At 59.0% G+C, this 23,117-nt stretch carries 21 protein-coding genes; 18 read left to right on the top strand and 3 right to left on the bottom strand.

What is annotated here, in order from left to right; genetic code table 11:
• Window positions 1–13: 13 nt before the first annotated feature.
• Together argE and argA are read left to right on the top strand one after the other, a co-directional pair.
• Window positions 14–1,159: an acetylornithine deacetylase gene (gene argE, locus EJA71_RS27025; RefSeq protein ID WP_158961080.1), complete on the top strand. Its 1,146-nt coding sequence runs from the start codon at window positions 14–16 to the stop codon at window positions 1,157–1,159.
• A 259-nt stretch (window positions 1,160–1,418) separates the two neighbouring features.
• Window positions 1,419–2,717, top strand: a complete 1,299-nt coding sequence (argA, locus tag EJA71_RS27020; protein WP_158961078.1) for an amino-acid N-acetyltransferase — start codon at window positions 1,419–1,421, stop codon at window positions 2,715–2,717.
• 125 nt (window positions 2,718–2,842) lie between these two features.
• On the opposite strand, the gene tauA is transcribed toward argA, so the two are convergent.
• Window positions 2,843–3,832 (bottom strand): taurine ABC transporter substrate-binding protein, encoded by a 990-nt coding sequence (tauA, locus tag EJA71_RS27015; RefSeq protein WP_158961090.1) that lies wholly within the window; start codon window positions 3,830–3,832, stop codon window positions 2,843–2,845.
• Window positions 3,833–4,196: 364 nt separating this feature from the next.
• Between tauA and EJA71_RS27010 the strand changes: the two genes are divergently transcribed.
• The 8 genes from EJA71_RS27010 (at window position 4,197) to EJA71_RS26975 (ending at window position 11,456) form a co-directional block, all read left to right on the top strand.
• Window positions 4,197–5,540, top strand: a complete 1,344-nt coding sequence (locus EJA71_RS27010) for an OprD family porin (RefSeq protein ID WP_064389468.1) — start codon at window positions 4,197–4,199, stop codon at window positions 5,538–5,540.
• A 297-nt stretch (window positions 5,541–5,837) separates the two neighbouring features.
• The gene (locus EJA71_RS27005) at window positions 5,838–6,476 is read left to right on the top strand and encodes a peroxiredoxin (protein ID WP_122594610.1); all 639 of its coding nucleotides are present in this window, start codon (window positions 5,838–5,840) and stop codon (window positions 6,474–6,476) included.
• Window positions 6,477–6,795: 319 nt separating this feature from the next.
• A complete protein-coding gene (ssuE, locus tag EJA71_RS27000; RefSeq protein ID WP_008085340.1) occupies window positions 6,796–7,389 on the top strand; it encodes an NADPH-dependent FMN reductase in 594 nt (197 codons plus the stop codon).
• A gap of 90 nt (window positions 7,390–7,479) precedes the next feature.
• Entirely contained in the window at window positions 7,480–8,445 is a 966-nt protein-coding gene (locus tag EJA71_RS26995) for a sulfonate ABC transporter substrate-binding protein (RefSeq protein ID WP_158961076.1), read from the top strand.
• A 25-nt stretch (window positions 8,446–8,470) separates the two neighbouring features.
• Entirely contained in the window at window positions 8,471–9,619 is a 1,149-nt protein-coding gene (ssuD, locus tag EJA71_RS26990; RefSeq protein WP_018928626.1) for an FMNH2-dependent alkanesulfonate monooxygenase, read from the top strand.
• 8 nt (window positions 9,620–9,627) lie between these two features.
• Window positions 9,628–10,410: an aliphatic sulfonate ABC transporter permease SsuC gene (ssuC, locus tag EJA71_RS26985; protein ID WP_003229260.1), complete on the top strand. Its 783-nt coding sequence runs from the start codon at window positions 9,628–9,630 to the stop codon at window positions 10,408–10,410.
• The gene (ssuB, locus tag EJA71_RS26980; RefSeq protein ID WP_158961074.1) at window positions 10,407–11,213 is read left to right on the top strand and encodes an aliphatic sulfonates ABC transporter ATP-binding protein; all 807 of its coding nucleotides are present in this window, start codon (window positions 10,407–10,409) and stop codon (window positions 11,211–11,213) included. The genes ssuC and ssuB overlap by 4 nt, the downstream gene beginning before the upstream one ends.
• 27 nt (window positions 11,214–11,240) lie before the next feature.
• Window positions 11,241–11,456 carry a molybdopterin-binding protein gene (locus EJA71_RS26975; protein ID WP_003229256.1) on the top strand — a complete coding sequence of 72 codons (216 nt, stop codon included), beginning with the start codon at window positions 11,241–11,243 and terminating at the stop codon, window positions 11,454–11,456.
• Window positions 11,457–11,618: 162 nt separating this feature from the next.
• Here EJA71_RS26975 and EJA71_RS26970 read toward each other — a convergent pair whose 3' ends face one another.
• On the bottom strand, window positions 11,619–12,257 hold the full coding sequence (locus EJA71_RS26970; protein WP_102901388.1) for a TetR/AcrR family transcriptional regulator: 639 nt from the start codon (window positions 12,255–12,257) through the stop codon (window positions 11,619–11,621).
• A gap of 276 nt (window positions 12,258–12,533) precedes the next feature.
• A complete protein-coding gene (locus EJA71_RS26965) occupies window positions 12,534–13,910 on the bottom strand; it encodes a glutamine synthetase family protein (protein ID WP_095633178.1) in 1,377 nt (458 codons plus the stop codon).
• Window positions 13,911–14,188: 278 nt separating this feature from the next.
• Here EJA71_RS26965 and EJA71_RS26960 point away from each other — a divergent pair, with 278 nt between their 5' ends.
• From EJA71_RS26960 to EJA71_RS26925, 8 genes are all read left to right on the top strand, one after another.
• Window positions 14,189–14,545, top strand: a complete 357-nt coding sequence (locus EJA71_RS26960) for a glutamine amidotransferase (RefSeq protein ID WP_158961072.1) — start codon at window positions 14,189–14,191, stop codon at window positions 14,543–14,545.
• A gap of 95 nt (window positions 14,546–14,640) precedes the next feature.
• The gene (locus EJA71_RS26955; RefSeq protein ID WP_126367462.1) at window positions 14,641–15,999 is read left to right on the top strand and encodes a glutamine synthetase family protein; all 1,359 of its coding nucleotides are present in this window, start codon (window positions 14,641–14,643) and stop codon (window positions 15,997–15,999) included.
• A 56-nt stretch (window positions 16,000–16,055) separates the two neighbouring features.
• On the top strand, window positions 16,056–17,420 hold the full coding sequence (locus tag EJA71_RS26950; protein ID WP_158961070.1) for an aspartate aminotransferase family protein: 1,365 nt from the start codon (window positions 16,056–16,058) through the stop codon (window positions 17,418–17,420).
• Between the two features lie 172 nt (window positions 17,421–17,592).
• Window positions 17,593–18,705: a polyamine ABC transporter substrate-binding protein gene (locus EJA71_RS26945; RefSeq protein WP_122594616.1), complete on the top strand. Its 1,113-nt coding sequence runs from the start codon at window positions 17,593–17,595 to the stop codon at window positions 18,703–18,705.
• Between the two features lie 188 nt (window positions 18,706–18,893).
• Window positions 18,894–19,991: a polyamine ABC transporter substrate-binding protein gene (locus tag EJA71_RS26940; protein WP_158961068.1), complete on the top strand. Its 1,098-nt coding sequence runs from the start codon at window positions 18,894–18,896 to the stop codon at window positions 19,989–19,991.
• Between the two features lie 66 nt (window positions 19,992–20,057).
• Complete coding sequence (locus EJA71_RS26935; RefSeq protein WP_007913856.1) at window positions 20,058–21,200, top strand: ABC transporter ATP-binding protein; 1,143 nt, start codon at window positions 20,058–20,060, stop codon at window positions 21,198–21,200.
• Between the two features lie 35 nt (window positions 21,201–21,235).
• Window positions 21,236–22,117: an ABC transporter permease subunit gene (locus tag EJA71_RS26930; RefSeq protein WP_177430974.1), complete on the top strand. Its 882-nt coding sequence runs from the start codon at window positions 21,236–21,238 to the stop codon at window positions 22,115–22,117.
• Entirely contained in the window at window positions 22,114–23,004 is an 891-nt protein-coding gene (locus EJA71_RS26925) for an ABC transporter permease subunit (RefSeq protein WP_034151963.1), read from the top strand. Before EJA71_RS26930 ends, EJA71_RS26925 begins: the two co-directional genes overlap by 4 nt.
• Window positions 23,005–23,117: the final 113 nt, after the last annotated feature.

The following is a 23,117-nucleotide window of genomic DNA, read 5'->3' as shown; positions in this document are numbered from 1 at the left end:
GTTGGAGTCAGCGATGCCTTTGCCGTCCATGCAAGACCAGTTCGCTGCGCTGATTGCCGCGCCGTCGGTCAGCTGTACCCAACCGAACCTCGATCAGTCCAATCGCGCGGTGATCGATTTGCTCGCCGGGTGGCTGGGCGATCTGGGTTTCAGTTGCGACATCCAGCAGGTCAGCCCCGGCAAATTCAACCTGCTCGCCAGTTTCGGCAGCGGCCCCGGCGGGCTGGTGCTGGCCGGGCACAGCGACACGGTGCCGTACGACGATGCGTTGTGGCAGACCGATCCGCTGAAGCTCACCGAAGTCGATGGCCGCTGGGTCGGCCTCGGCAGTTGCGACATGAAGGGCTTTTTTGCGCTGATCATTGAAGCCGTTCAGCCGCTGCTCGACCAACCGTTCAAGCAACCGTTGCTGATCCTCGCCACCTGTGATGAAGAAAGCTCGATGTCCGGCGCCCGTGCGTTGGCCGAAGCCGGGCGTCCATTGGGCCGCGCAGCGGTGATCGGCGAGCCGACCGGGCTCAAGCCGATCCGCATGCACAAAGGCATCATGATGGAGCGCATCGACATCCTCGGGCAGAGCGGCCATTCGTCGGATCCGCGCCTGGGCCACAGCGCCCTCGAAGCGATGCACGACGCGATTGGCGAACTGCGCGGTTTGCGCCTGTTGTGGCAGCGTGAATTCAACAACCCGCAATTCAGCGTGCCGCAACCGACGATGAACTTCGGTTGCATCCATGGCGGTGACAACCCGAACCGCATCTGCGGCCAGTGTTCGCTGGAATTTGATTTGCGACCGCTGCCGGGGATGGACCCGAAAGTCCTGCGTGCGGAGATTTTGCGCAAGCTCAACCCGGTCGCCGAGCGGCATCAGGTGAAGATCGACTACAAGCCGTTGTTCCCGGAAGTGCCGCCGTTCGAGCAGGATGAAGACGCCGAACTGGTGCGCATCGCTGAAAAGCTCACCGGTCACAGCGCCGAAGCAGTAGCGTTCGGCACCGAAGCGCCTTATCTTCAGCGCCTTGGCTGCGAAACCATCGTGCTCGGCCCTGGCGACATCGCCTGTGCGCATCAGCCCGGCGAGTACCTTGAAATGTCACGTTTGCAGCCTACCGTGCATCTATTACGGCAACTGATTGAACATTACTGCCTGAAGAATTGAACGCCTGCCTTGTAGGAGCTGCCGAAGGCTCGGGCCACGATCGGACGATCTTTTGATCTTGTCTTTTAAAAACAAAGTCAAAAGATCGCAGCCTTCGGCAGCTCCTACAGGGGGAGGTCGTTAAATTTGTGGGAATTGAACCCGTATTCATGAGGAGAGCGCGCGTGTCGCCAAGCCTGTTCCGACGATAACCATCAGCCCGCTGTGCGTTTTCCGTTTCGCCCTTTTTCCGGCTGCTATTTATTACAGGCCCAGGTACATGCCCGAATACGTCAATTGGCTTCGCCACGCATCCCCTTACATCAATGCCCACCGCGACTGCACCTTCGTCGTCATGCTGCCCGGCGACGGCGTTGAGCATCCAAATTTCGGCAACATCGTTCACGACCTCGTCTTGTTGCACAGCCTTGGCGTGCGCCTGGTGCTGGTGCACGGTTCGCGCCCGCAAATTGAAACCCGCCTCGCCGCCCGTGGCCTGACCCCGCATTACCACCACGGCATGCGCATCACCGATGCGGCAACCCTGGAATGCGTGATCGATGCCGTCGGCCAGTTGCGTATTGCGATCGAAGCGCGGCTGTCGATGGACATGGCTTCCTCGCCGATGCAGGGCTCACGCCTGCGCGTGGCCAGCGGCAACCTCGTTACCGCGCGGCCGATCGGGGTGCTTGAAGGCGTCGACTATCACCACACTGGCGAAGTGCGCCGGGTCGACCGCAAGGGCATCAATCGCTTGCTAGATGAGCGCTCCATTGTGCTGCTGTCGCCGCTGGGCTACTCACCGACCGGTGAAATCTTCAACCTCGCCTGCGAAGACGTCGCCACCCGCGCTGCCATCGACTTGGGCGCAGACAAATTGTTGCTGTTCGGCGCCGACCTCGGCCTGATCGACGAAAACGGCAAACTGGTGCGCGAACTGCGTCCGCAACAAGTGCCGGCGCATTTGCAGCGTCTGGGCAGCAACTATCAGGCGGAATTGCTCGATGCGGCAGCCGAAGCTTGCCGTGGCGGCGTGGCGCGCAGTCATATCGTCAGTTACGCCGAAGACGGCGCGCTGCTGACCGAACTGTTCACCCGTGACGGTGGCGGTACGCTGGTGGCGCAGGAGCAATTCGAACTGGTGCGCGAGGCGGCGATTGAAGACGTCGGCGGTTTGCTCGACTTGATCAGTCCGCTGGAAGAGCAGGGGATTCTGGTGCGTCGTTCGCGGGAAGTCCTGGAGCGCGAGATCGAGCAGTTCAGTGTGGTCGAGCGCGAAGGCATGATCATCGCCTGTGCGGCGCTGTATCAGATTGCCGATTCGGATGCCGGTGAGCTGGCGTGCCTGGCGGTGAACCCGGAATATCGCCACGGCGGTCGCGGCGACGAACTGCTGGAGCGCATCGAGACCCGAGCACGGGCGCAGGGTTTGAAGACCTTGTTCGTTCTCACCACGCGCACCGCGCACTGGTTCCGCGAGCGCGGGTTCGAACCGAGCAGCGTTGAGCGTCTGCCAGCGGCGCGGGCGTCGCTGTACAACTATCAGCGTAATTCGAAGATCTTCGAAAAAACCCTCTGACCCGGTTCATCCGAACATTCCCACGCTCTGCGTGGGAATGCCTCAACGGACGCTCTGCGTTCTGCTCCTGATGGGACGCGGAGCGTCCCGGGCTGCATTCCCACGCGGAGCGTGGGAATGATCTGTTACTCAGTGATGAACTTCGCGCTGACGTAAGGCGAATAATCCGGCAGCACCGTCTCAACCTTGCCTTGCTCCTTCAAAAACTTCGCCGTTTCGCCAATCGCCTTGGCCGTGCCGCCGTCCAGCAGCGCCGTGGTTTGTTGTGCCTGGGCATCCGGGAATGCCGAACCGGCCAGCAGTTCCGGCACATCGGCCGCATTGGCACCGGTCAATTTGGCGATTTTCTGTACAGGCACCGAGTCCGCCGTCCAGCTGTCTTTGTGCGCGGCGTAGTCAGCGAATGAGTCCAGCGTGACCTTGGCAAACTTGGCCACGACTTCAGGATGCTTCTCGGCGAAGTCCTTGCGCGCAACCCACACTTCGAAGGTCGGCGCACCCCACTGGCCGACTTGAGCGGCGTCAGTCAACGTCTTGCCGGTCTTGCGGATTTCCCCCAGTGCGGGCGACCAGACAAATGCCCCATCAATGTCACCGCGTTTCCACGCCGCAGCGATTTCCGCCGGTTGCAGGTTCACCACTTTGACTTTCGAGGCATCCAGCCCCCAATGCTTGAGCGCACCGAGCAGGCTGTAATGGGAGGTAGAAACGAACGGCGTGGCGATGGTCTTGCCGACCAGATCCTGAGGTGTGTTGATGCCGCTGCCATTGCGCACGACCAGCGCTTCGGCGGCATTGATCTGCGCTGAGACAATAAACGCCACGATCGGCAGATTGCGTGAAGCTGCCGCCGCTAACGGACTTGAGCCGAGATTGCCGATCTGCACGTCGCCCGATGCGATGGCTGTCACAACTTCCGGGCCACTGTTGAAGCGACGCCAGTCGATCTTCTCGCCAATGGTTTTCTCGTAGACACCGTCGGCCTGGGGCACTTTGCTCGGGTCAATACCGGTTTGATAACCGATGGTGAGGTTGGCCGCGTGGGCCGAAAAAGAAAATATTGCTGACACACAAACTGTAACAAATTGACTGGATAGTGCGCGTTTGGCCATGATGGCGTCGCCTTTTGGATAGGGTTTGACGTGATTTGAATACGGCAAAGCTAATCGATCTAAAAAAAGGCTAACAAATACCATTTAGGAATGAGCTTAGTAGCCGATATCCTGTATCCCGCTGCAGGTGGCCATTACTGGGCCATATGCCCGAATGGTATTAAAAAGAATGAAATAATTCTTTTTGGGGTTAACAGGAAATCAGTACTGTGCAGGGACCCAATCACTGCGATTAGACCTTGGTCGTAGACACACAAGGTTACGATTGACTTGTCAGTCACGGTCTGGCGCTAATCGCGCATCTTAGGACCCAGGGCAATAGACCCGGGGCCAGGAACACAAAAATTAGAAACGAGAGGAGCTTTACATGAACAAGTCCACCTTGGCCCTGGCTGTGGCCGTAGGGGTTTTGGCGCAGCAGGCAGGCGCCGCCGGTTTCATCGAAGACAGCAAGGCAACTCTGGGGCTGCGTAACTTCTACATCAACACTGACAACCGCGACGGCACTGGCCCGAACAAGAACGAAGAGTGGGGCCAAGGCTTCGACCTGCGTTTCATCTCCGGCTACACCCAAGGCACCGTCGGCTTCGGTATCGACGCCATCGGCCTGCTGGGCGTGCGTCTGGATTCGGGCGGCGGCACCAACGGCAACAGCGGTACTGCTTACGGCGGCACTGTGTTCCCGAGCGAATCCAACGGTAAAGCCGTGGACAACTTCTCCAGCCTGGGTCTGACTGCCAAAGCCAAGATCTCTCAGACTGAACTGAAGCTGGGTACTCTGCAGCCGAAGAACCCGGTCATCGTCACCAACGACGGTCGCCTGCTGCCACAAACCTGGCAGGGTGGCCAGATCACTTCCGGCGAAATCAAGGACCTGACTCTGGTCGGCGGTCAGATCGAAGCTGTGAAAGGTCGTAACTCCAGCAACAACGAAAACCTGTCCATCAGCGGTGCAAACACCCGTGGTACCGGTTTCCGTGACAGCAACAAGTTCATCTACGCCGGTGGTGACTACAAGATCACCAAAGACCTGACTGCCCAGTACTACTACGGCAACCTGGAAGACTTCTACAAGCAGCACTTCCTGGGTCTGGTTCACAACTGGGCAATCGGCCCGGGCGTATTGAAGTCCGATTTCCGTTACTTCAACAGCTCCGATGACGGCAAGAACGGCACCGATCCAGCCTACTACAGCACCGGTAACTACACCGGCGTGCGTAACGGTCGCGGTGAAGTCGACAACAACCTGTACAGCGGCCTGTTCCTGTACACCGTTGAAGGCCACACCTTCGGTGGCGGTTACCAGGTTTCCAATGGCAGCAGCGACTTCCCTTGGCTGAACCAGGGCGACGGTTCGTCGAACTACACCATCACCGACATGCAGATCCAGAAGTTCGGTCGTGCCGGCGAAAAAACCTGGCAGGCTCGCTACTCGTACGACTTCGCTAAAGTTGGCGTACCTGGCCTGACCGCCGGTGTCGTTTACCTCAAAGGCGATTCGATCGATACCGTTGGTACCAACGGTCGTGAGAACGGTTCGAACAGTTCCGAGTGGGAGCGCGACTTCACCATCGGTTACGTTGTACCGGAAGGTCCGTTCAAGAACGTCGGCCTGATGTGGAAAAACGCTGTGTGGCGCACCGACCTGCCGAGCACCCGTTCGCAGGACGAAAACCGCCTGATCGTCAGCTACTCGATCCCGCTGCTGTAATAGCGCGTCTCGATTCGTTGATGTAAAAAAAGCCCCGTCCGGCATCGCGCCGGACGGGGCTTTTGCGTTTTCGAGTCAGGCTCACCCCCGTAAGCCCTCCCCGAAATTCCCCTCTTTACAGCAACTCAAGGCCTTCTCGAACCTTGCGGACGATGTTCGTCGGGATGCCGTTCAGCGTCCAGTGAACAGATGTTTAATATTCACTAATGATCTAGATATCTCTTTATTTATTCTTTTTCATGATGGCAAATCCCGAGCTACAGTTGAGGTCTCGAACAACTCCTCAGGAGCAGCACCATGAGCCTCAGACTCGGCGACATCGCCCCCGACTTCGAACAGGATTCCAGCGCCGGCAAGATTCGTTTTCACGAGTGGCTGGGCGATAGCTGGGGCGTGCTGTTTTCCCACCCGGCAGACTTCACCCCGGTGTGCACCACCGAGCTGGGCTTCACCGCCAAGCTCAAAGATGAATTCGCCCAGCGCGGCGTCAAAGCCATCGCGTTGTCGGTCGACCCAGTGGATTCGCACCACAAATGGATCGAAGACATCAACGAAACCCAGAACACCATCGTCAACTTCCCGATCCTGGCGGATGCCGATCGCAAGGTTTCGGATCTGTACGATCTGATCCACCCGAACGCCAATGACACGCTGACCGTGCGCTCGCTGTTCGTGATTGATCCGAACAAGAAGATTCGCCTGACCATCACTTACCCGGCGAGCACCGGGCGCAACTTCCACGAGATTCTGCGGGTGATCGATTCGCTGCAGCTTACCGACAACTACAAGGTGGCCACCCCGGCCAACTGGCAGGACGGTGAAGAGGTGGTGATCGTGCCTTCGCTCAAGGATGAGGAAGAGATCAAGCAGCGCTTTCCGAAGGGCTATCGCGCGGTGAAACCTTACCTGCGCCTGACGCCGCAGCCGAACAAGTGATTTCACCGGGCATATCGTTCCCACGCTTCGCGTGGGAATGCCGCCCGTGACGCTCTGCGTCACAGTGGACGCGGAGCGTCCATGGATTCATTCCCACGCAGAGCGTGGGAACAATCAGTGGTAGCTACTAAGCAGGGGATTTCAGGCCGTTTCGACGGCCTTTTTTTTCGCCTGAAACAGAGTAAACCGCATATCTCCAAAACGCATAACCAAATGAATAAATATGATTTATGGATATATAAATCAGCTGGTAAGGTCACTCCCATCGAAGCGAGATCGCAGCCCGCGAATCGCCTGTAATGCTTAAGGAATTATCGGAATGCTGGTCGTCTCACTCGGTGGCAGTCCCAGCCTGCGCTCCCGTTCCGGGGTGCTGCTGGAGCGCTCGCAACGTTGGTTGCAGCAGCAAGGCGTGGAAGTGGTGAGTTATCAGATTCGGGACTTCCCGGCCGAAGATCTGCTCCATGCCCGCTTCGACAGCCCGAAGGTGCTCGACCTGCTGCAACAGATTGAAAACGCCGACGGCCTGCTGATCGCCACCCCGGTGTACAAGGCCTCGTTTTCCGGTGCGTTGAAGACCCTGCTGGATCTGTTGCCCGAACGCGCCCTGAACCACAAGATTGTCTTGCCGATGGCCACTGGTGGCAGCATCGCCCACATGCTGGTGGTCGATTACGCGCTCAAGCCCGTGCTGTCAGCACTGAAAGCCCAGGAAATGCTCCAAGGGATTTTCGCCGAGGACAGCCAGATCGCTTACGGCGAAGGCAGTGCTGCAGCGCAACTGGCACCGGCGCTGGAGCAGCGTCTGCACGAAGCGCTGGATCAGTTTGTCGGCGCCATGGCGCGCCGGCCGAAGCCGCTGGAACCGGGCCTGTTGAACGAACGTTTATTGAGTGCTCGCTGGAGCATTTAAGCCTCACCCGAACTTGATGTAACTCACCTTACTCAGCCGCTAACGGCCAAGCAGGTGCAGCCAAAACCCAACAGCAAAAAGGAGAGCGCTATGCGCACTGTATTCTTGCGTCGTGGTCTGGTCGCTCTGTTTGCTGCGGCTGTCACCTTCGGCGCCATCACTCAAGCTCAAGCCGAGACATTGCGGATCGGTTATCAGAAGTACGGCACGCTGGTGCTGCTCAAAGCCAAAGGCACTTTGGAAAAACGTCTGGCCGCCCAAGGCGTCGATGTGCAATGGACTGAATTCCCCGGCGGCCCGCAACTGCTCGAAGGCCTGAACGTCGGCTCGATCGACTTCGGTGTCACTGGCGAAACCCCGCCGGTATTCGCCCAGGCTGCTGGCGCCGATCTGCTTTACGTCGCCTATGAACCGCCTGCGCCGAACAGCGAAGCGATCCTTGTGCCGAAAGACTCGCCGATCAAATCGGTGGCTGATCTCAAGGGCAAGAAGATCGCCCTGAACAAAGGCTCCAACGTCCACTACTTGCTGGTGCGCGCACTGGAAGACGCCGGCCTGAAATACAGCGACATTCAAACCGTATTCCTGCCGCCCGCCGATGCTCGCGCCGCGTTCGAACGTGGCAGCGTTGACGCTTGGGTCATCTGGGATCCGTACCAGGCCGCCGCCGAAAAGCAACTGCAAGCGCACATCCTGCGCGACGGCAAAGGCATCGTCGACAACCACCAGTTCTACCTCGCGACCAAGCCTTACGCTGAGAAAAATCCTCAGGTGATCAAGACGCTCGTGGAAGAAGTGCGCGCGGTCGGCGAGTGGTCGAAAGCCAATCCTGAAGACGTGACCCAACAAGTCGCGCCACTGCTCGGCCTGCCGGCGGACATCACCCTGACCTCGGTGAAACGCCAAGGCTACGGCGCGCTGTTCCTGACCCCGGAAGTGGTCGCCGCGCAGCAGAAAATCGCTGACACGTTCTTCCAGCTCAAGCTGATTCCCAAGCCGCTGAGCATCAAGGATGTGATCTGGACACCACCGGCCGCTGTGGCTAAAGCCCAGTAACTCGAATTCCTAAGGAGACCACTCCATGAGCCTCAATATCTTCTGGTTCCTGCCTACCCACGGCGATGGCCATTACCTTGGCACCGCCGAAGGCGCTCGCGCCGTTGACCACGGTTATCTGCAACAGGTCGCGCAAGCGGCGGATCGACTGGGTTTCGGCGGTGTGCTGATTCCGACTGGCCGTTCCTGCGAAGACTCGTGGCTGGTAGCGGCGTCGCTGATCCCGGTGACCCAGCGCCTGAAGTTCCTCGTTGCTCTGCGCCCCGGGATCATTTCCCCGACGGTCGCGGCGCGGCAGGCAGCTACGTTGGATCGTCTGTCCGGCGGTCGTGCGCTGTTCAATCTGGTCACTGGCGGTGATCCGGAAGAATTGGCCGGCGACGGTCTGTTCCTCAGCCACGAAGAGCGCTATCAGGCCTCGGTGGAATTCACCCGCATCTGGCGCCGTGTGCTAGAAGGCGAAACCGTCGATTACGACGGCCAGCACATCAGCGTGAAGGGCGCGAAATTGCTCTATCCGCCGATCCAGCAACCGCGTCCGCCGCTGTACTTCGGTGGCTCGTCGGAAGCGGCGCAGGACTTGGCTGCCGAACAAGTGGAAATGGTCCTGACCTGGGGCGAGCCGCCAGCAGCGGTCGCCGAGAAGATTGCCCAAGTTCGCGCCAAAGCCGCCAAGCTTGGCCGCACGGTGCGCTTCGGTATTCGTCTGCACGTGATCGTTCGTGAAACCAATGCCGAAGCGTGGCAAGCGGCGGATCGGCTGATCTCGCATCTGGACGACGACACCATCGCTCGCGCTCAGGCTTCGCTGGCGCGTTTCGATTCGGTTGGTCAGCAACGCATGGCCGCGCTGCACGGCGGCAGTCGCGACAACCTCGAAGTCAGCCCGAACCTCTGGGCCGGCGTCGGTCTGGTGCGCGGCGGTGCCGGCACGGCGCTGGTCGGCGATGGTCCGACCGTGGCTGCACGGGTCAAGGAATACGCGGATCTGGGCATCGACACGTTCATCTTCTCTGGTTATCCACACCTTGAAGAGTCGTATCGCGTCGCTGAACTGCTGTTTCCGCACCTCGACATCGAGCGTCCGGAACTGCCGAAAAGCGCCGGTTATGTCAGCCCGTTCGGCGAGATGGTCGCCAATGACATTCTTCCCAAAGCCGCTTCGCAGAGCTGAGGCGCGCCATGAAGAAAATCATCCACAGCCTCGCGCCCTGGGCGTTGCCGGTGTTGCTGCTGGCGGTGTGGCAGCTGTCGGTGTCGGCGGGTTGGTTGTCGACACGGATTCTGCCGGCACCGGTGGCGGTGATCGAAGCCGGTGTAAGCCTGGTGCGCAGCGGCGAAATCTGGACGCATCTGGCGATCAGCGGCTGGCGCGCGGCACTGGGTTTCACCATCGGTGGCAGCATCGGTCTGGTGTTGGGTTTCATCACCGGTCTGTCGAAGTGGGGCGAGCGCCTGCTCGACAGCTCGGTGCAGATGATCCGCAACGTGCCGCATCTGGCGCTGATTCCGCTGGTGATCCTCTGGTTCGGCATTGACGAGTCGGCGAAGATTTTTCTGGTGGCGCTGGGCACATTGTTCCCGATCTACCTCAACACCTATCACGGCATTCGCAACGTCGACCCGGCGCTGGTGGAAATGGCGCGCAGTTATGGCTTGAGCGGGTTCAGCCTGTTCTGGCAGGTGATTCTGCCAGGTGCGCTGCCTTCGATTCTGGTCGGTGTGCGCTTTGCCCTGGGCTTTATGTGGCTGACCCTGATCGTCGCCGAAACGATTTCTGCCAGCTCCGGCATAGGCTATCTGGCGATGAACGCCCGTGAGTTCTTGCAGACCGACGTGGTGGTGCTGGCGATCCTGCTTTACGCGGTGCTGGGCAAACTCGCCGACCTCGCGGCGCGTGGACTTGAGCGTGTGTGGTTGCGCTGGCATCCGGCCTATCAGGTTGCCAAAGGAGGTGCGGCATGACCGCGCAACAACCTCCACGCCTTCTGCGCGGGATTCCGCTGGCGGTGCGCAACCTGCAGAAAACCTTCGGCGCGCGGCAGGTGCTGCGTGACATCGATCTGCATATTCCGGCGGGGCAGTTTGTCGCCGTGGTCGGGCGCAGTGGTTGCGGCAAAAGTACCTTTTTGCGCTTGCTCGCCGGCCTCGATCAACCGACTGGCGGCGACTTGCTGGCCGGTTCTGCGCCACTCAGCGATGCGCGGGAAGACACCCGATTGATGTTCCAGGAAGCACGCCTGCTGCCGTGGAAAAAGATCATCGACAACGTCGGCCTCGGGCTGAAAGGCAACTGGCGCCCGCAGGCTCTCGAAGCGCTGGACGCGGTAGGTCTGGCGGATCGTGCCAATGAATGGCCGGCGGCATTGTCGGGCGGACAGAAGCAACGTGTCGCACTGGCGCGGGCGCTGATCCATCAACCGCGCCTGCTGTTGCTCGACGAACCACTCGGCGCACTGGACGCACTGACGCGAATTGAAATGCAGCAACTGATCGAACGTCTCTGGCAGCAACACGGCTTCACCGTGTTGCTGGTGACCCACGACGTCAGCGAGGCGGTGGCGATTGCCGACCGGGTGATTCTGATCGAGGACGGCGAAGTCGGTCTTGATCTGCATGTCGAACTGCCGCGCCCACGGGTTCGCGGTTCGCATCGCTTGGCGGCGCTGGAAACCGAAGTGCTCAACCGTGTTCTCTCCCTGCCCGGCGAACCGCCGGCGCCGGAACCTGTTTCACCACTGCCTACGCAACTGCGTTGGGCTCAATAACTCAAGCAAACGACAGGAATCATTGCCATGACTATCAAAGCCATCAACGTCCGTAACCAGTTCAAAGGCTCCATCAAGGAAATCGTCCTCGGCGACGTGCTGTCGGAAATCGACGTGCAAACCGCTTCGGGCATCGTCACTTCGGTGATCACCACCCGTTCGGTCAAAGAGCTGGAACTGGTGGTCGGCAGCGAAGTAATCGCCTTTGTGAAATCCACCGAGGTGTCGATCGCCAAGTTGTAAGCCGGTGAGTAAAAAACAACCTCGGAGGGCGTGAGCCCTTCGGGGTTTTTTGTGCCTGGATTGAAATCGGCGGCGCGGCCATCGCTGGCAAGCCAGCTCCCACAGGGTTATTTGTCGATCACAAAACCCTTGTGGGAGCTGGCTTGCCAGCGATGAGGCCAGTCAGATCACCAATGATCTCTTGGGTAGATATGGTGGTAGATACAGCCCAATGTAAGCATCAAACACCCGCATCCCTTCCTCGGCCATTCGCGGGGTGATCTGCCCATGCTGCTGCACCGAACGCGCATACACCCGGTCGCCCAACTCCATCGCCAAAGCAAACACATCGACATCCTCCGGCAGCCTCGGCAACTCGAAATGATGATCGAACAGCTTATGCATCAGGTCGCCGAGCTCAATGTCGTGCTGGCGGTCAGCCTGGGTGACTTCGGTCAAACCATGCTGGGCGAGGATCAACTGACGCGCGGCGGCGTCTTCGTCGTAAATCTCCAGCATCCGCTGTTCGACCAGTCGCGACAGATCGCGCCAGTCGCGCAGGGCCTCGTGATCGATCGGCGCTTGCAGGCAGGCGCGAAATGCCGCGTGCACATCCGCCGTCAGCGCTTCGAGCAATGCCGGCACGCTGGCGAAGAAGTGGTACACGGAGGAGGGCGGGATCTGCGCACGCTCGGCAACGCTGTAGATCGACAGACTGGCCACGCCCTCGGCGGCCAGCAGCGTACGCGCGGCGTCGAGTATCGAGTCGATGCGCGCCTGACTGCGGGCACGCGGTTTGCGAACGGGGGCGGGACGCGTCATGAAAGTCTCCTGCGGGGCAGCGGGCATTGTACGAGCCGGCTTGTGCGTTGTCTTGTCGGCCGCCATCCCTGGCAAGTCGAAACGTCACACCGCAGCTCCCACAGGTATCTGTGTTGAACACAAATTTTGATTACACAACAGAACCTTGTGGGAGCTGGCTTGCCAGCGATCCGCCGCAGGCGGCCATGCATCCCAAACATAGAGATGAGTGTTTAGCCATAAAAAAACGCCGTCGGCTGCGAGAGCCGACGGCGTTTTATTTGGATCACAATCCGCTTACACGGTATGCAGATACCAGTTGTACTCAAGGTCGGAGATGGAGTGTTCAAACTCCTCCAGCTCGCTTTCCTTGCAGGCGACGAAGATATCGATGTATTTCGGATCGATGTACTTGGCCATCACCTCGCTGTCGTCCAGCTCGCGCAGGGCATCGCGCAAGTTGTTCGGCAGGCTTTGCTCGTTCTGCTCGTAGCTGTTGCCTTCGACAGGCGCGCCCGGCTCGATCTTGTTGGTCAGACCGTGGTGCACGCCGGCCAGAACCGAAGCCATCAGCAGGTACGGGTTGGCGTCGGCACCGGCCACGCGGTGTTCGATACGCACGGCGTCGGAGGAACCGGTCGGTACGCGAATCGCTACGGTGCGGTTATCCAGCCCCCAGCACGGCGAGTTCGGCACGTAGAACTGCGCGCCGAAACGACGGTACGAGTTGACGTTCGGGCAGAGGAAAGCCATCTGCGCCGGTAGGGTCTCGAGCACACCGCCGATTGCGTGACGCAGCGCGGCGTTCTGCTCGGGATCCTCGCTGGCAAAAATGTTTTTGCCTTCTTTATCCAGAATCGAAATGTGTACGTGCAGACCATTACCTGCCTGGCCCGGGTACGGCTTGGCCATGAAGGTGGTGTCCATTTCATGGTCGTAAGCAATGTTCTTGATCAGACGCTTGAGCAGTACCGCGTAGTCGCACGCCTTGATCGGGTCGGCGACGTGGTGCAGGTTCACTTCGAACTGCGCCGGGGCACTTTCCTTGACGATGGCGTCGGCCGGAATGCCTTGCTCTTTCGCGCCTTCCAGAATGTCCTGGAGGCAGTCGACGTATTCGTCGAGGTCGTCGATCAGGTAAACCTGAGTCGAGTGCGGGCGTTTACCGGAGATCGGCGAGCGTGGCGGCTGCGGACGGCCGTTCACGTTTTCCTGGTCGATCAGGTAGAACTCGAGTTCGAAAGCTGCGCAGATGGTCAGGCCCATCTCGTCAAACTTTGCAACAACTTGACGAAGGACTTCACGCGGATCGGCGAAGAATGGGTCGCCTTCGAGTTCGTGCATGGTCATCAACAGTTGCGCGGTTGGGCGCTTCTGCCATGGCTCGTTGCACAGGGTATCGGGGATTGGATAGCAGATACGATCGGCGTCGCCGATGTCCAGGCCCAGGCCGGTGCTTTCCACCGTCGAACCATTGATATCCAGAGCAAATAGGGAGGCCGGCAGGTTGATGCCTTTCTCGTAAACCTTGTGGAGGCTGGTGCGTTCAATGCGCTTGCCGCGCACCACACCATTCATATCCGCAATCAGAAGGTCAACGTACAGAACCTCAGGATGTTCCTTAAGGAACGCGTTCGCTTCGTTAAGCTGAACGGCACGCGGGGGTACCGACATGATGCAACACCTTTGTTGTTAAAAATATCAATCATTGATCTTTTCTGGTTTCAGTCAACCCGAACGGCATGCCGAAGTCAAGCGAGGGCTTTTTTGCCCTAAAAAAGCGCTGCAAGGGCATTTATGGGGCACTTTGGGGCGTTTTTTGGTCTCTGGGACGCTTGCCACCCGCAGGCTTGAGCAGGCCGTGTTGTATTTTTTACGGGGGTGTTGTGTAAAAAAATGAACAAGGCTAAGCTCCGATCAAACCCATAACAGCAATAATACCGGGGTGCTTCATGTCTCGCCTGCCGTTAATCGGCATCACCGACTGCTCGCAACAGTCCGGTCTGCATGCTTATCACATCAGTGGCGACAAATCCGTCCGTAGCGCAGCCTGCATGGCGCGAAGCCTGTCGACGAAGTTCTCGTCAGCAGCAGGCAAAACGGCAGCGTCCGATATTCTGGACGTACAGCAAAGCATCCTGTTTATGGCGTCCCCTTCCAATATAGATCGCTTTCACTCCCAAAGCCTGTGCCGTCTTTCAAGCCGTGCTCACGATTCTGCACGCTTTAACTGTGCACAGGAAATGCAACGCCAGCGTAAAGGGCAGGTAAGCTCCTCTTTCATTGTCTATGCGCGGTGCCCGGCGTAAGCCCGCACTGCGCACAAGCAAGCCCCCTTTAACGCGACGCGCAAGCGTCAAACTTTGCCTGACATCATGTCAGGAGACTCAGCCCAGAGGCATTTATGAGTACCAACCTCGACCAGCTCACCGATTGGTTGAAAGACCACAAGATCACAGAAGTCGAATGCATGATCGCCGACTTGACCGGGATCACCCGGGGCAAGATTTCGCCGACCAACAAGTTCATCGCCGAAAAAGGCATGCGTCTGCCCGAGAGCGTGCTGTTGCAGACCGTGACCGGCGACTACGTCGAAGACGACATCTATTACGAACTGCTCGACCCGGCCGACATCGACATGATCTGCCGCCCCGATCAGAACGCCGTGTACATGGTGCCGTGGGCCATCGAGCCGACTGCACAAGTGATCCACGATACCTACGACAAGCAAGGCAACCCGATCGAGCTGTCGCCGCGCAACGTACTCAAGAAAGTCCTCAAGCTCTATGCCGACAAAGGCTGGCAGCCGATCGTGGCGCCGGAAATGGAGTTCTACCTGACCAAGCGCAGCGACGACCCTGACTACCCGTTGCAGCCGCCGATCGGTCGCTCGGGTCGTCCGGAAATCGGTCGTCAGTCGTTCTCCATTGAAGCAGCAAACGAATTCGATCCGCTGTTCGAAGACGTCTACGACTGGTGCGAACTGCAAGAGCTGGATCTCGACACGCTGATCCACGAAGACGGCACGGCGCAGATGGAAATCAACTTCCGTCACGGCGATGCGCTGTCGCTGGCCGACCAGATTCTGGTGTTCAAACGCACCATGCGCGAAGCCGCGCTCAAGCACGATGTCGCCGCGACCTTTATGGCCAAGCCGATGACCGGCGAGCCGGGCAGTGCGATGCACTTGCACCAGAGCATCATCGACATCGAAACCGGCAAGAACGTTTTCTCCAACGAAGACGGGACCATGAGCCAGTTGTTCCTGCACCACATCGGTGGTTTGCAGAAACTGATTCCTGAGTTGTTGCCGCTGTTCGCGCCGAACGTCAACTCGTTCCGCCGCTTCCTGCCGGACACTTCGGCACCGGTGAACGTCGAGTGGGGCGAAGAAAACCGCACCGTTGGCCTGCGCGTACCGGATGCCGGCCCGCAGAACCGCCGCGTAGAAAACCGCCTGCCAGGCGCTGACGCCAACCCGTATCTGGCGATTGCCGCGAGCCTGCTCTGCGGTTACATCGGCATGGTCGAGGGGCTGAACCCGAGCGCGCCGGTCGTAGGCCGTGGTTATGAGCGCCGCAACCTGCGCCTGCCACTGACCATCGAAGATGCGCTGGAGCGGATGGAAAACAGCGCGACCATCGAGAAGTACCTGGGCAAAACCTTCATCACTGGCTACGTCGCGGTAAAACGGGCCGAGCATGAAAACTTCAAGCGCGTGATCAGTTCCTGGGAGCGTGAGTACCTGCTCTTCGCCGTCTGATACGCCAGGCGCGGCCCTGAAAAGCCGCGCCTTCACCGATAACAAGGAGAATTGGCATGACCAGCAACAACCCGCAAACCCGCGAGTGGCAAGCACTCAGCAATGATCACCACCTGGCCCCGTTCAGCGACTTCAAACAGCTGAAAGAGAAGGGCCCGCGGATCATCACCAACGCCAAGGGCGTTTACCTGTGGGACAGCGAAGGCAACAAGATCCTCGACGGCATGGCCGGTCTGTGGTGCGTGGCCATCGGTTATGGTCGCGATGAGCTGGCCGATGCGGCCGCCAAACAGATGCGCGAACTGCCGTACTACAACCTGTTCTTCCAGACCGCACACCCGCCGGCGCTGGAACTGGCCAAATCGATTGCCGACGTCGCGCCGCAAGGCATGAACCACGTGTTCTTCACCGGTTCCGGCTCCGAAGGCAACGACACCATGCTGCGCATGGTTCGCCACTACTGGGCGATCAAGGGCCAGCCAAACAAGAAAGTCATCATCAGCCGCAAGAACGGTTATCACGGTTCGACCGTGGCCGGCGCGAGCCTCGGCGGCATGACGTATATGCACGAACAAGGCGACTTGCCGATCCCGGGCATCGTCCACATCGCGCAGCCGTACTGGTTCGCTGAAGGCGGCGATATGTCCCCGGAAGAATTCGGAATCTGGGCGGCCAATCAGCTGGAAGAGAAGATTCTCGAAGTCGGCGTCGACAACGTCGGTGCCTTTATTGCCGAGCCGATCCAGGGCGCCGGCGGCGTGATCATTCCGCCCGACAGCTACTGGCCGCGCATCAAGGAAATCCTCGCCAAGTACGACATCCTGTTTGTCGCGGACGAGGTGATCTGCGGTTTTGGCCGTACCGGTGAGTGGTTCGGTAGCGATTTCTACGACCTCAAGCCCGACATGATGACCATCGCCAAAGGCCTGACCTCCGGCTACATCCCGATGGGTGGCCTGATCGTGCGTGACACCGTTGTGGCGGTGCTCAACGAAGGCGGCGATTTCAACCACGGCTTCACCTACTCCGGTCACCCGGTGGCAGCAGCGGTGGGTCTGGAAAACATCCGCATTCTGCGCGATGAAAAAATTATCGAGAACGCGCACAACGAAACGGCACCGTATTTGCAGAAACGTCTGCGGGAACTGAACGATCACCCGTTGGTGGGTGAAGTTCGCGGAGTCGGTCTGTTGGGCGCGATCGAACTGGTGCAGGACAAGGCCACTCGCAAGCGTTACGAAGGCAAGGGTGTCGGCATGATCTGCCGCCAGTTCTGCTTCGACAACGGCCTGATCATGCGCGCTGTGGGCGACACCATGATCATCGCGCCGCCGCTGGTGATCAGCAAAGCGGAGATCGATGAACTGGTTACAAAGGCACGTAAATGCCTGGACCTGACCCTCAGTGTGTTGCAGGGCTAAGTGCTAGGCTTTGAGCGGGGGAGCCGTGGCGCTCTCGCTCAAAGCTGTCAGAAAGGCTGGTCTTTTCTTGAAAGACCGCCTCGGATCTTGCCAGACTAGCCGCGGTTCCAGTTGTCCGGGTTCGGCCGCTGAACAAAGTGGTTCAAAAAAGAAAAATTTGGAGCATTAACGCATGAAGGCATTAGGCAAAAAGCTCGCTGGCAAGACTCTGCTCGCCATGTCCCTGATGGGAATCATGGCGGCTGCGGCTCAGGCGGACGACAAGGTGTTGCACGTCTACAACTGGTCCGACTATATCGCCCCGGACACCATCAAGAAGTTTGAAGACGAGTCGGGCATCAAAGTCGTCTACGACGTGTTCGACAGCAACGAAACCCTCGAAGCCAAGCTGCTTGCAGGCAAGTCTGGCTACGACATCGTCGTCCCGTCGAACAACTTCCTCGCCAAGCAGATCAAGGCCGGTGTCTACCAGAAGCTGGACAAGTCCAAGCTGCCTAACTGGAAGAACCTCAACACCGATTTGCTCAAAGCCGTGTCGGTCAGCGACCCGGGCAACGAGCACGCTTTCCCGTACATGTGGGGCTCGATCGGTATTGGCTTTAACGCTGAGAAGGTCAAGGCTGCACTGGGCGCCGACGCACCGGTCGATTCGTGGGATCTGATCTTCAAGCCGGAAAACGCGGCCAAGCTGAAATCCTGCGGCATCAGCCTGCTCGATTCGCCAACCGAGATGATTCCGGTGGCGCTGCACTACCTGGGCCTGCCAACCGACAGCCAGAAGAAAGAAGACATCGACAAGGCTGAAGCGCTGATCATGAAGGTTCGTCCTTCGATCGCCTACTTCCACTCGTCCAAGTACATCTCCGACCTGGCCAACGGCAACATCTGTGTGGCCGTGGGTTACTCGGGCGACATCTACCAGGCCAAGTCGCGCGCGGCTGAAGCCGGTGACAAGGTGAAAGTCAGCTACAACATTCCGAAAGAAGGTGCCGGCAGCTTCTACGACATGGTCGCTATCCCTAAAGATGCCGAAAACGTCGAAGGCGCCTACAAGTTCATGACCTTCCTGCAGAAGCCGGAAATCATGGCGGAAATTACCAACGCTGTGCGCTTCCCGAACGGTAACGCTGCTGCAACCCCACTGGTTGATAAAGACATCACCAGCGATCCGGGCGTTTACCCACCGGCTGATGTGCTGGCCAAGCTGTACGCGATTGCCGACTTGCCGGCCGCGACCCAGCGGATCATGACCCGCAGCTGGACCAAGATCAAATCGGGCAAATAAGCCGGTTTGAAGTTGCAACCGCTGGCCGTCATTCCCCGTAAGGGCGGCCAGCGGATCAATTAAATGACAGGAAGTTTTGCAGGAACGGTTTTTCGAGGGTAAGTTGCGCGCCGGTTTTGTTGCCAGGCAGCCATGGCTGTCATGCAGCGCGGGGCAACTTGGGCCCACCTAATTTAGAGGACCTCCACTTGCCTATTTTTTCTTCTTTGCGCAAAGCCCTGCTGGCCACTGCCGGCCTGACGATTGCTGTCGGAGCCCAGGCCGCCGGTACGGTGCATATTTATAACTGGTCCGATTACATCGGCGAGACCACTCTGGCTGACTTCCAGAAAGCCACCGGGATCAAACCGGTCTACGACGTGTTCGATTCCAACGAAACCCTGGAAGGCAAGCTGTTGGCCGGGCGTACCGGTTACGACGTGGTCGTGCCGTCGAACCACTTCCTCGGCAAGCAGATCAAGGCCGGCGCGTTCCAGAAGCTCGACCGCTCGCAGCTGCCGAACTATGCCAATCTCGACCCGGCGCTGCTCAAGCGTCTGGAGCAGAACGATCCGGGCAACCTGTACGCCGTGCCGTACTTGTGGGGCACCAACGGCATCGGCTACAACGTCGATAAAGTCAAAGCCGTGCTGGGCGTCGACAAGATCGATTCGTGGGGCGTTCTGTTTGAGCCCGAGAACATCAAGAAGCTGCAAAGCTGCGGCGTAGCGTTCCTCGATTCGGCGGATGAAATGATGCCGACCGTGCTCAACTATCTGGGCCTGAACGCCAACAGCACCAATCCCAAAGACTACGAAAAAGCCACCGACAAGTTGCTCGCGGTGCGTCCTTACGTGACCTACTTCCATTCCTCGAAATACATCGGTGATCTGGCCAACGGCGACATCTGCGTGGCCATCGGTTTCTCCGGCGATATTTTCCAGGCGAAGAACCGCGCAGCCGAAGCCAAGAAGGGCGTGAACATCGCCTACTCGGTGCCGAAAGAGGGCGGCGCCCTGTGGTTCGATATGCTGGCGATTCCGAAGGATTCGTCGAACGTGAAGCAGGCGCACGCCTTCATCAATTATCTGCTGAAACCTGAGGTGATCGCCCAGGTCAGTGATTACGTCGGTTATGCCAACCCCAACCCGGGTTCGGACAAGCTGATGGAACAATCCATCCGTACCGATGAGTCGGTGTATCCACCGCAGGCCGTTATCGACAAGGCCTACGTATCGACCGAGTTGCCACCGAACATTCAGCGCCTGATGACCCGCAGCTGGACCAAGGTCAAGTCGGGGATGTAAGGCAACCACTATCCTGGGTTCGCCTTGCGGGGCGAACTGCACTGTTTTTTTCTGGGAGTTTCGTAAATGGCAGTTGCCTCCGGCGCCTATAAGAAAGCCCTCGAGGGCGACCAGACACCGAAACAGGTGTTGGTCAAAATCGACCGGGTCACGAAGAAGTTCGACGAGACGATTGCCGTGGACGATGTGTCCCTGGAAATCAAAAAGGGCGAGATCTTCGCCCTGCTCGGCGGTTCGGGTTCGGGCAAATCCACTCTGCTGCGGATGCTGGCAGGGTTCGAACGGCCCACGGAGGGGCGCATTTTCCTCGACGGCGTCGACATCACCGACATGCCGCCGTACGAGCGACCGATCAACATGATGTTCCAGTCGTACGCCTTGTTTCCGCACATGACTGTGGCGCAGAACATCGCCTTCGGCCTCAAGCAGGACAAGATTCCGGCGGCGGAAGTCGACGCCCGCGTGGCCGAAATGCTCAAGCTCGTGCAGATGAGCCAGTACGCCAAGCGTAAGCCGCATCAACTGTCCGGCGGTCAGCGTCAGCGTGTCGCGTTGGCGCGTTCGCTGGCCAAGCGGCCGAAGCTGTTGCTGCTCGACGAACCGATGGGTGCGCTCGACAAGAAGCTGCGTTCGCAGATGCAGCTGGAACTGGTCGAGATCATCGAGCGCGTCGGTGTGACCTGCGTGATGGTGACCCACGACCAGGAAGAGGCCATGACCATGGCCGAGCGCATCGCGATCATGCACCTGGGCTGGATCGCCCAGATCGGCAGCCCGATCGACATCTACGAAACCCCGACCAGCCGCCTGGTCTGCGAATTCATCGGCAACGTCAACATCTTCGAAGGCGAAGTGATCGACGATGCCGAAGGCCACGCGACCATCACCTGCAAAGACCTCGACCGACAGATCTACGTCGGCCACGGCATCAGCACCTCGGTGCAGGACAAATCGGTCACCTACGCGATTCGCCCGGAGAAGCTGCTGGTCACCGCCGATCAACCGACCTGCGAGTACAACTGGTCGAGCGGCAAGGTGCATGACATCGCCTACCTCGGCGGTCACTCGGTGTTCTACGTCGAATTGCCGAGCGGCAAACTGGTGCAGTCGTTTGTCGCCAACGCCGAGCGCCGTGGCGCGCGTCCGACCTGGGGTGATCAGGTTTACGTGTGGTGGGAAGACGACAGCGGCGTGGTACTTCGCTCATGAACATGCGCAAGTTCAAACGCCGCATCAACCGAATAATCCCCAATGGCCGGCAGTTGGTCATCGGGGTCCCGTTCATCTGGCTGTTCCTGTTCTTCATGCTGCCGTTCTTCATCGTCCTGAAGATCAGCTTCGCCGAAGCCGACGTGGCCATTCCGCCGTACACCGAGATCTACACGTACGCCGAGCAGAAGCTGCAACTGCTGCTGAATCTGGGCAACTACGCGATGCTGGCGGGCGACGAGTTGTACATCGCCGCTTACCTCGGCTCGCTGAAGATGGCGTTGATCAGCACCATCCTCTGTCTGCTGATCGGCTACCCGATGGCCTACGCCATCGCCACCGCCCGTAAAGAGATGCAAACGGTGCTGGTGCTGCTGATCATGATGCCGACCTGGACGGCGATCCTGATCCGCGTCTACGCGTGGATGGGCATCCTCAGCAACAACGGTTTGCTCAACGGTTTCCTGATGAGCATGGGCTTCATCGACGAGCCGCTGCAGATCCTCAACACCAACCTCGCGGTGTACATCGGCGTCGTCTACTCGTACCTGCCGTTCATGATCCTGCCGCTGTACGCCAACCTGGTGAAGCACGATCAAAGCTTGCTGGAAGCCGCTTCCGACCTCGGTTCAAGCACCTTCAACAGCTTCTGGAAAATTACTATTCCGCTGTCCAAGAACGGGATCATTGCCGGCTGCATGCTGGTGTTCATCCCGGTGGTGGGCGAGTTCGTGATCCCGGAACTGCTCGGCGGTCCGGAAACCCTGATGATCGGTAAAGTGCTCTGGCAAGAGTTCTTCAACAACCGTGACTGGCCGGTGGCGTCCGCGCTGGCGGTGGTGATGCTGGCGATCCTGATTGTGCCGATCATTCTGTTCAACCGCAGTCAGGCCAAAGAAATGGAGGGCAAAGAATGAAGCGCATCCGTTTCTCCAGCCTGATGCTGGTCATCGGTCTGTTGTTCATCTACCTGCCGATGCTGATCCTGGTGATCTACTCGTTCAACGCCTCGAAACTGGTGACGGTGTGGGGCGGCTGGTCGATCAAGTGGTACGTCGGCCTGCTCGACAACACGCAACTGATGGGCTCGGTGCTGCGCTCGCTGGAAATCGCCTGCTACACCGCGGTTGCCGCGGTGGCGCTGGGCACGCTGGCAGCGTTCGTGCTGACCCGCATCACCCGCTTCAAGGGCCGCACGCTGTTCGGCGGCCTGGTGACTGCGCCGTTGGTGATGCCGGAAGTGATCACCGGTCTGTCGCTGTTGCTGCTGTTCGTGGCCATGGCGCAGATGATCGGCTGGCCGCAGGAGCGTGGCATCGTCACCATCTGGATCGCTCACACCACGTTCTGTGCGGCGTATGTGGCGGTGGTGGTGTCGGCGCGTCTGCGTGAGCTGGACCTGTCGATCGAAGAAGCGGCAATGGACCTCGGTGCCCGGCCGTGGAAGGTGTTCTTCCTGATCACCATCCCGATGATCGCGCCATCGCTGGCGGCGGGCGGCATGATGTCGTTCGCGCTGTCGCTGGATGACCTGGTGTTGGCCAGCTTCGTTTCCGGCCCGGGTTCGACGACGTTGCCGATGGAAGTGTTCTCGGCGGTGCGTCTGGGCGTGAAGCCTGAGATCAACGCTGTGGCGAGTCTGATTCTGCTGGCGGTGTCGATCGTGACCTTCATGGTCTGGTTCTTCAGCCGCCGTGCCGAAGAAGCCCGCAAGAAAGCCATCCAGCAAGCCATCGAAGAAAGCGCAGCCGATTCGTGGAAACAGCCGGACGTGCGTCGGGCGCCTGCGCCGGAAGCGGCGTGAGCAATATCGGGTTGGTCCCTTTCTCAAGACCAACCCAAATCCAAATGTAGGAGTGAGCCTGCTCGCGATAGCGGTGTATCAGCTTGGATTTTTTCGGCTGACACACCGCTATC

The organism is Pseudomonas sp. PB106, assembly GCF_009764645.1.
In the GTDB taxonomy this organism is placed as follows: domain Bacteria; phylum Pseudomonadota; class Gammaproteobacteria; order Pseudomonadales; family Pseudomonadaceae; genus Aquipseudomonas.
The sequence above is the reverse complement of the archived record's forward strand: the minus strand, read 5'-3'. Positions and strand labels throughout refer to the sequence as shown.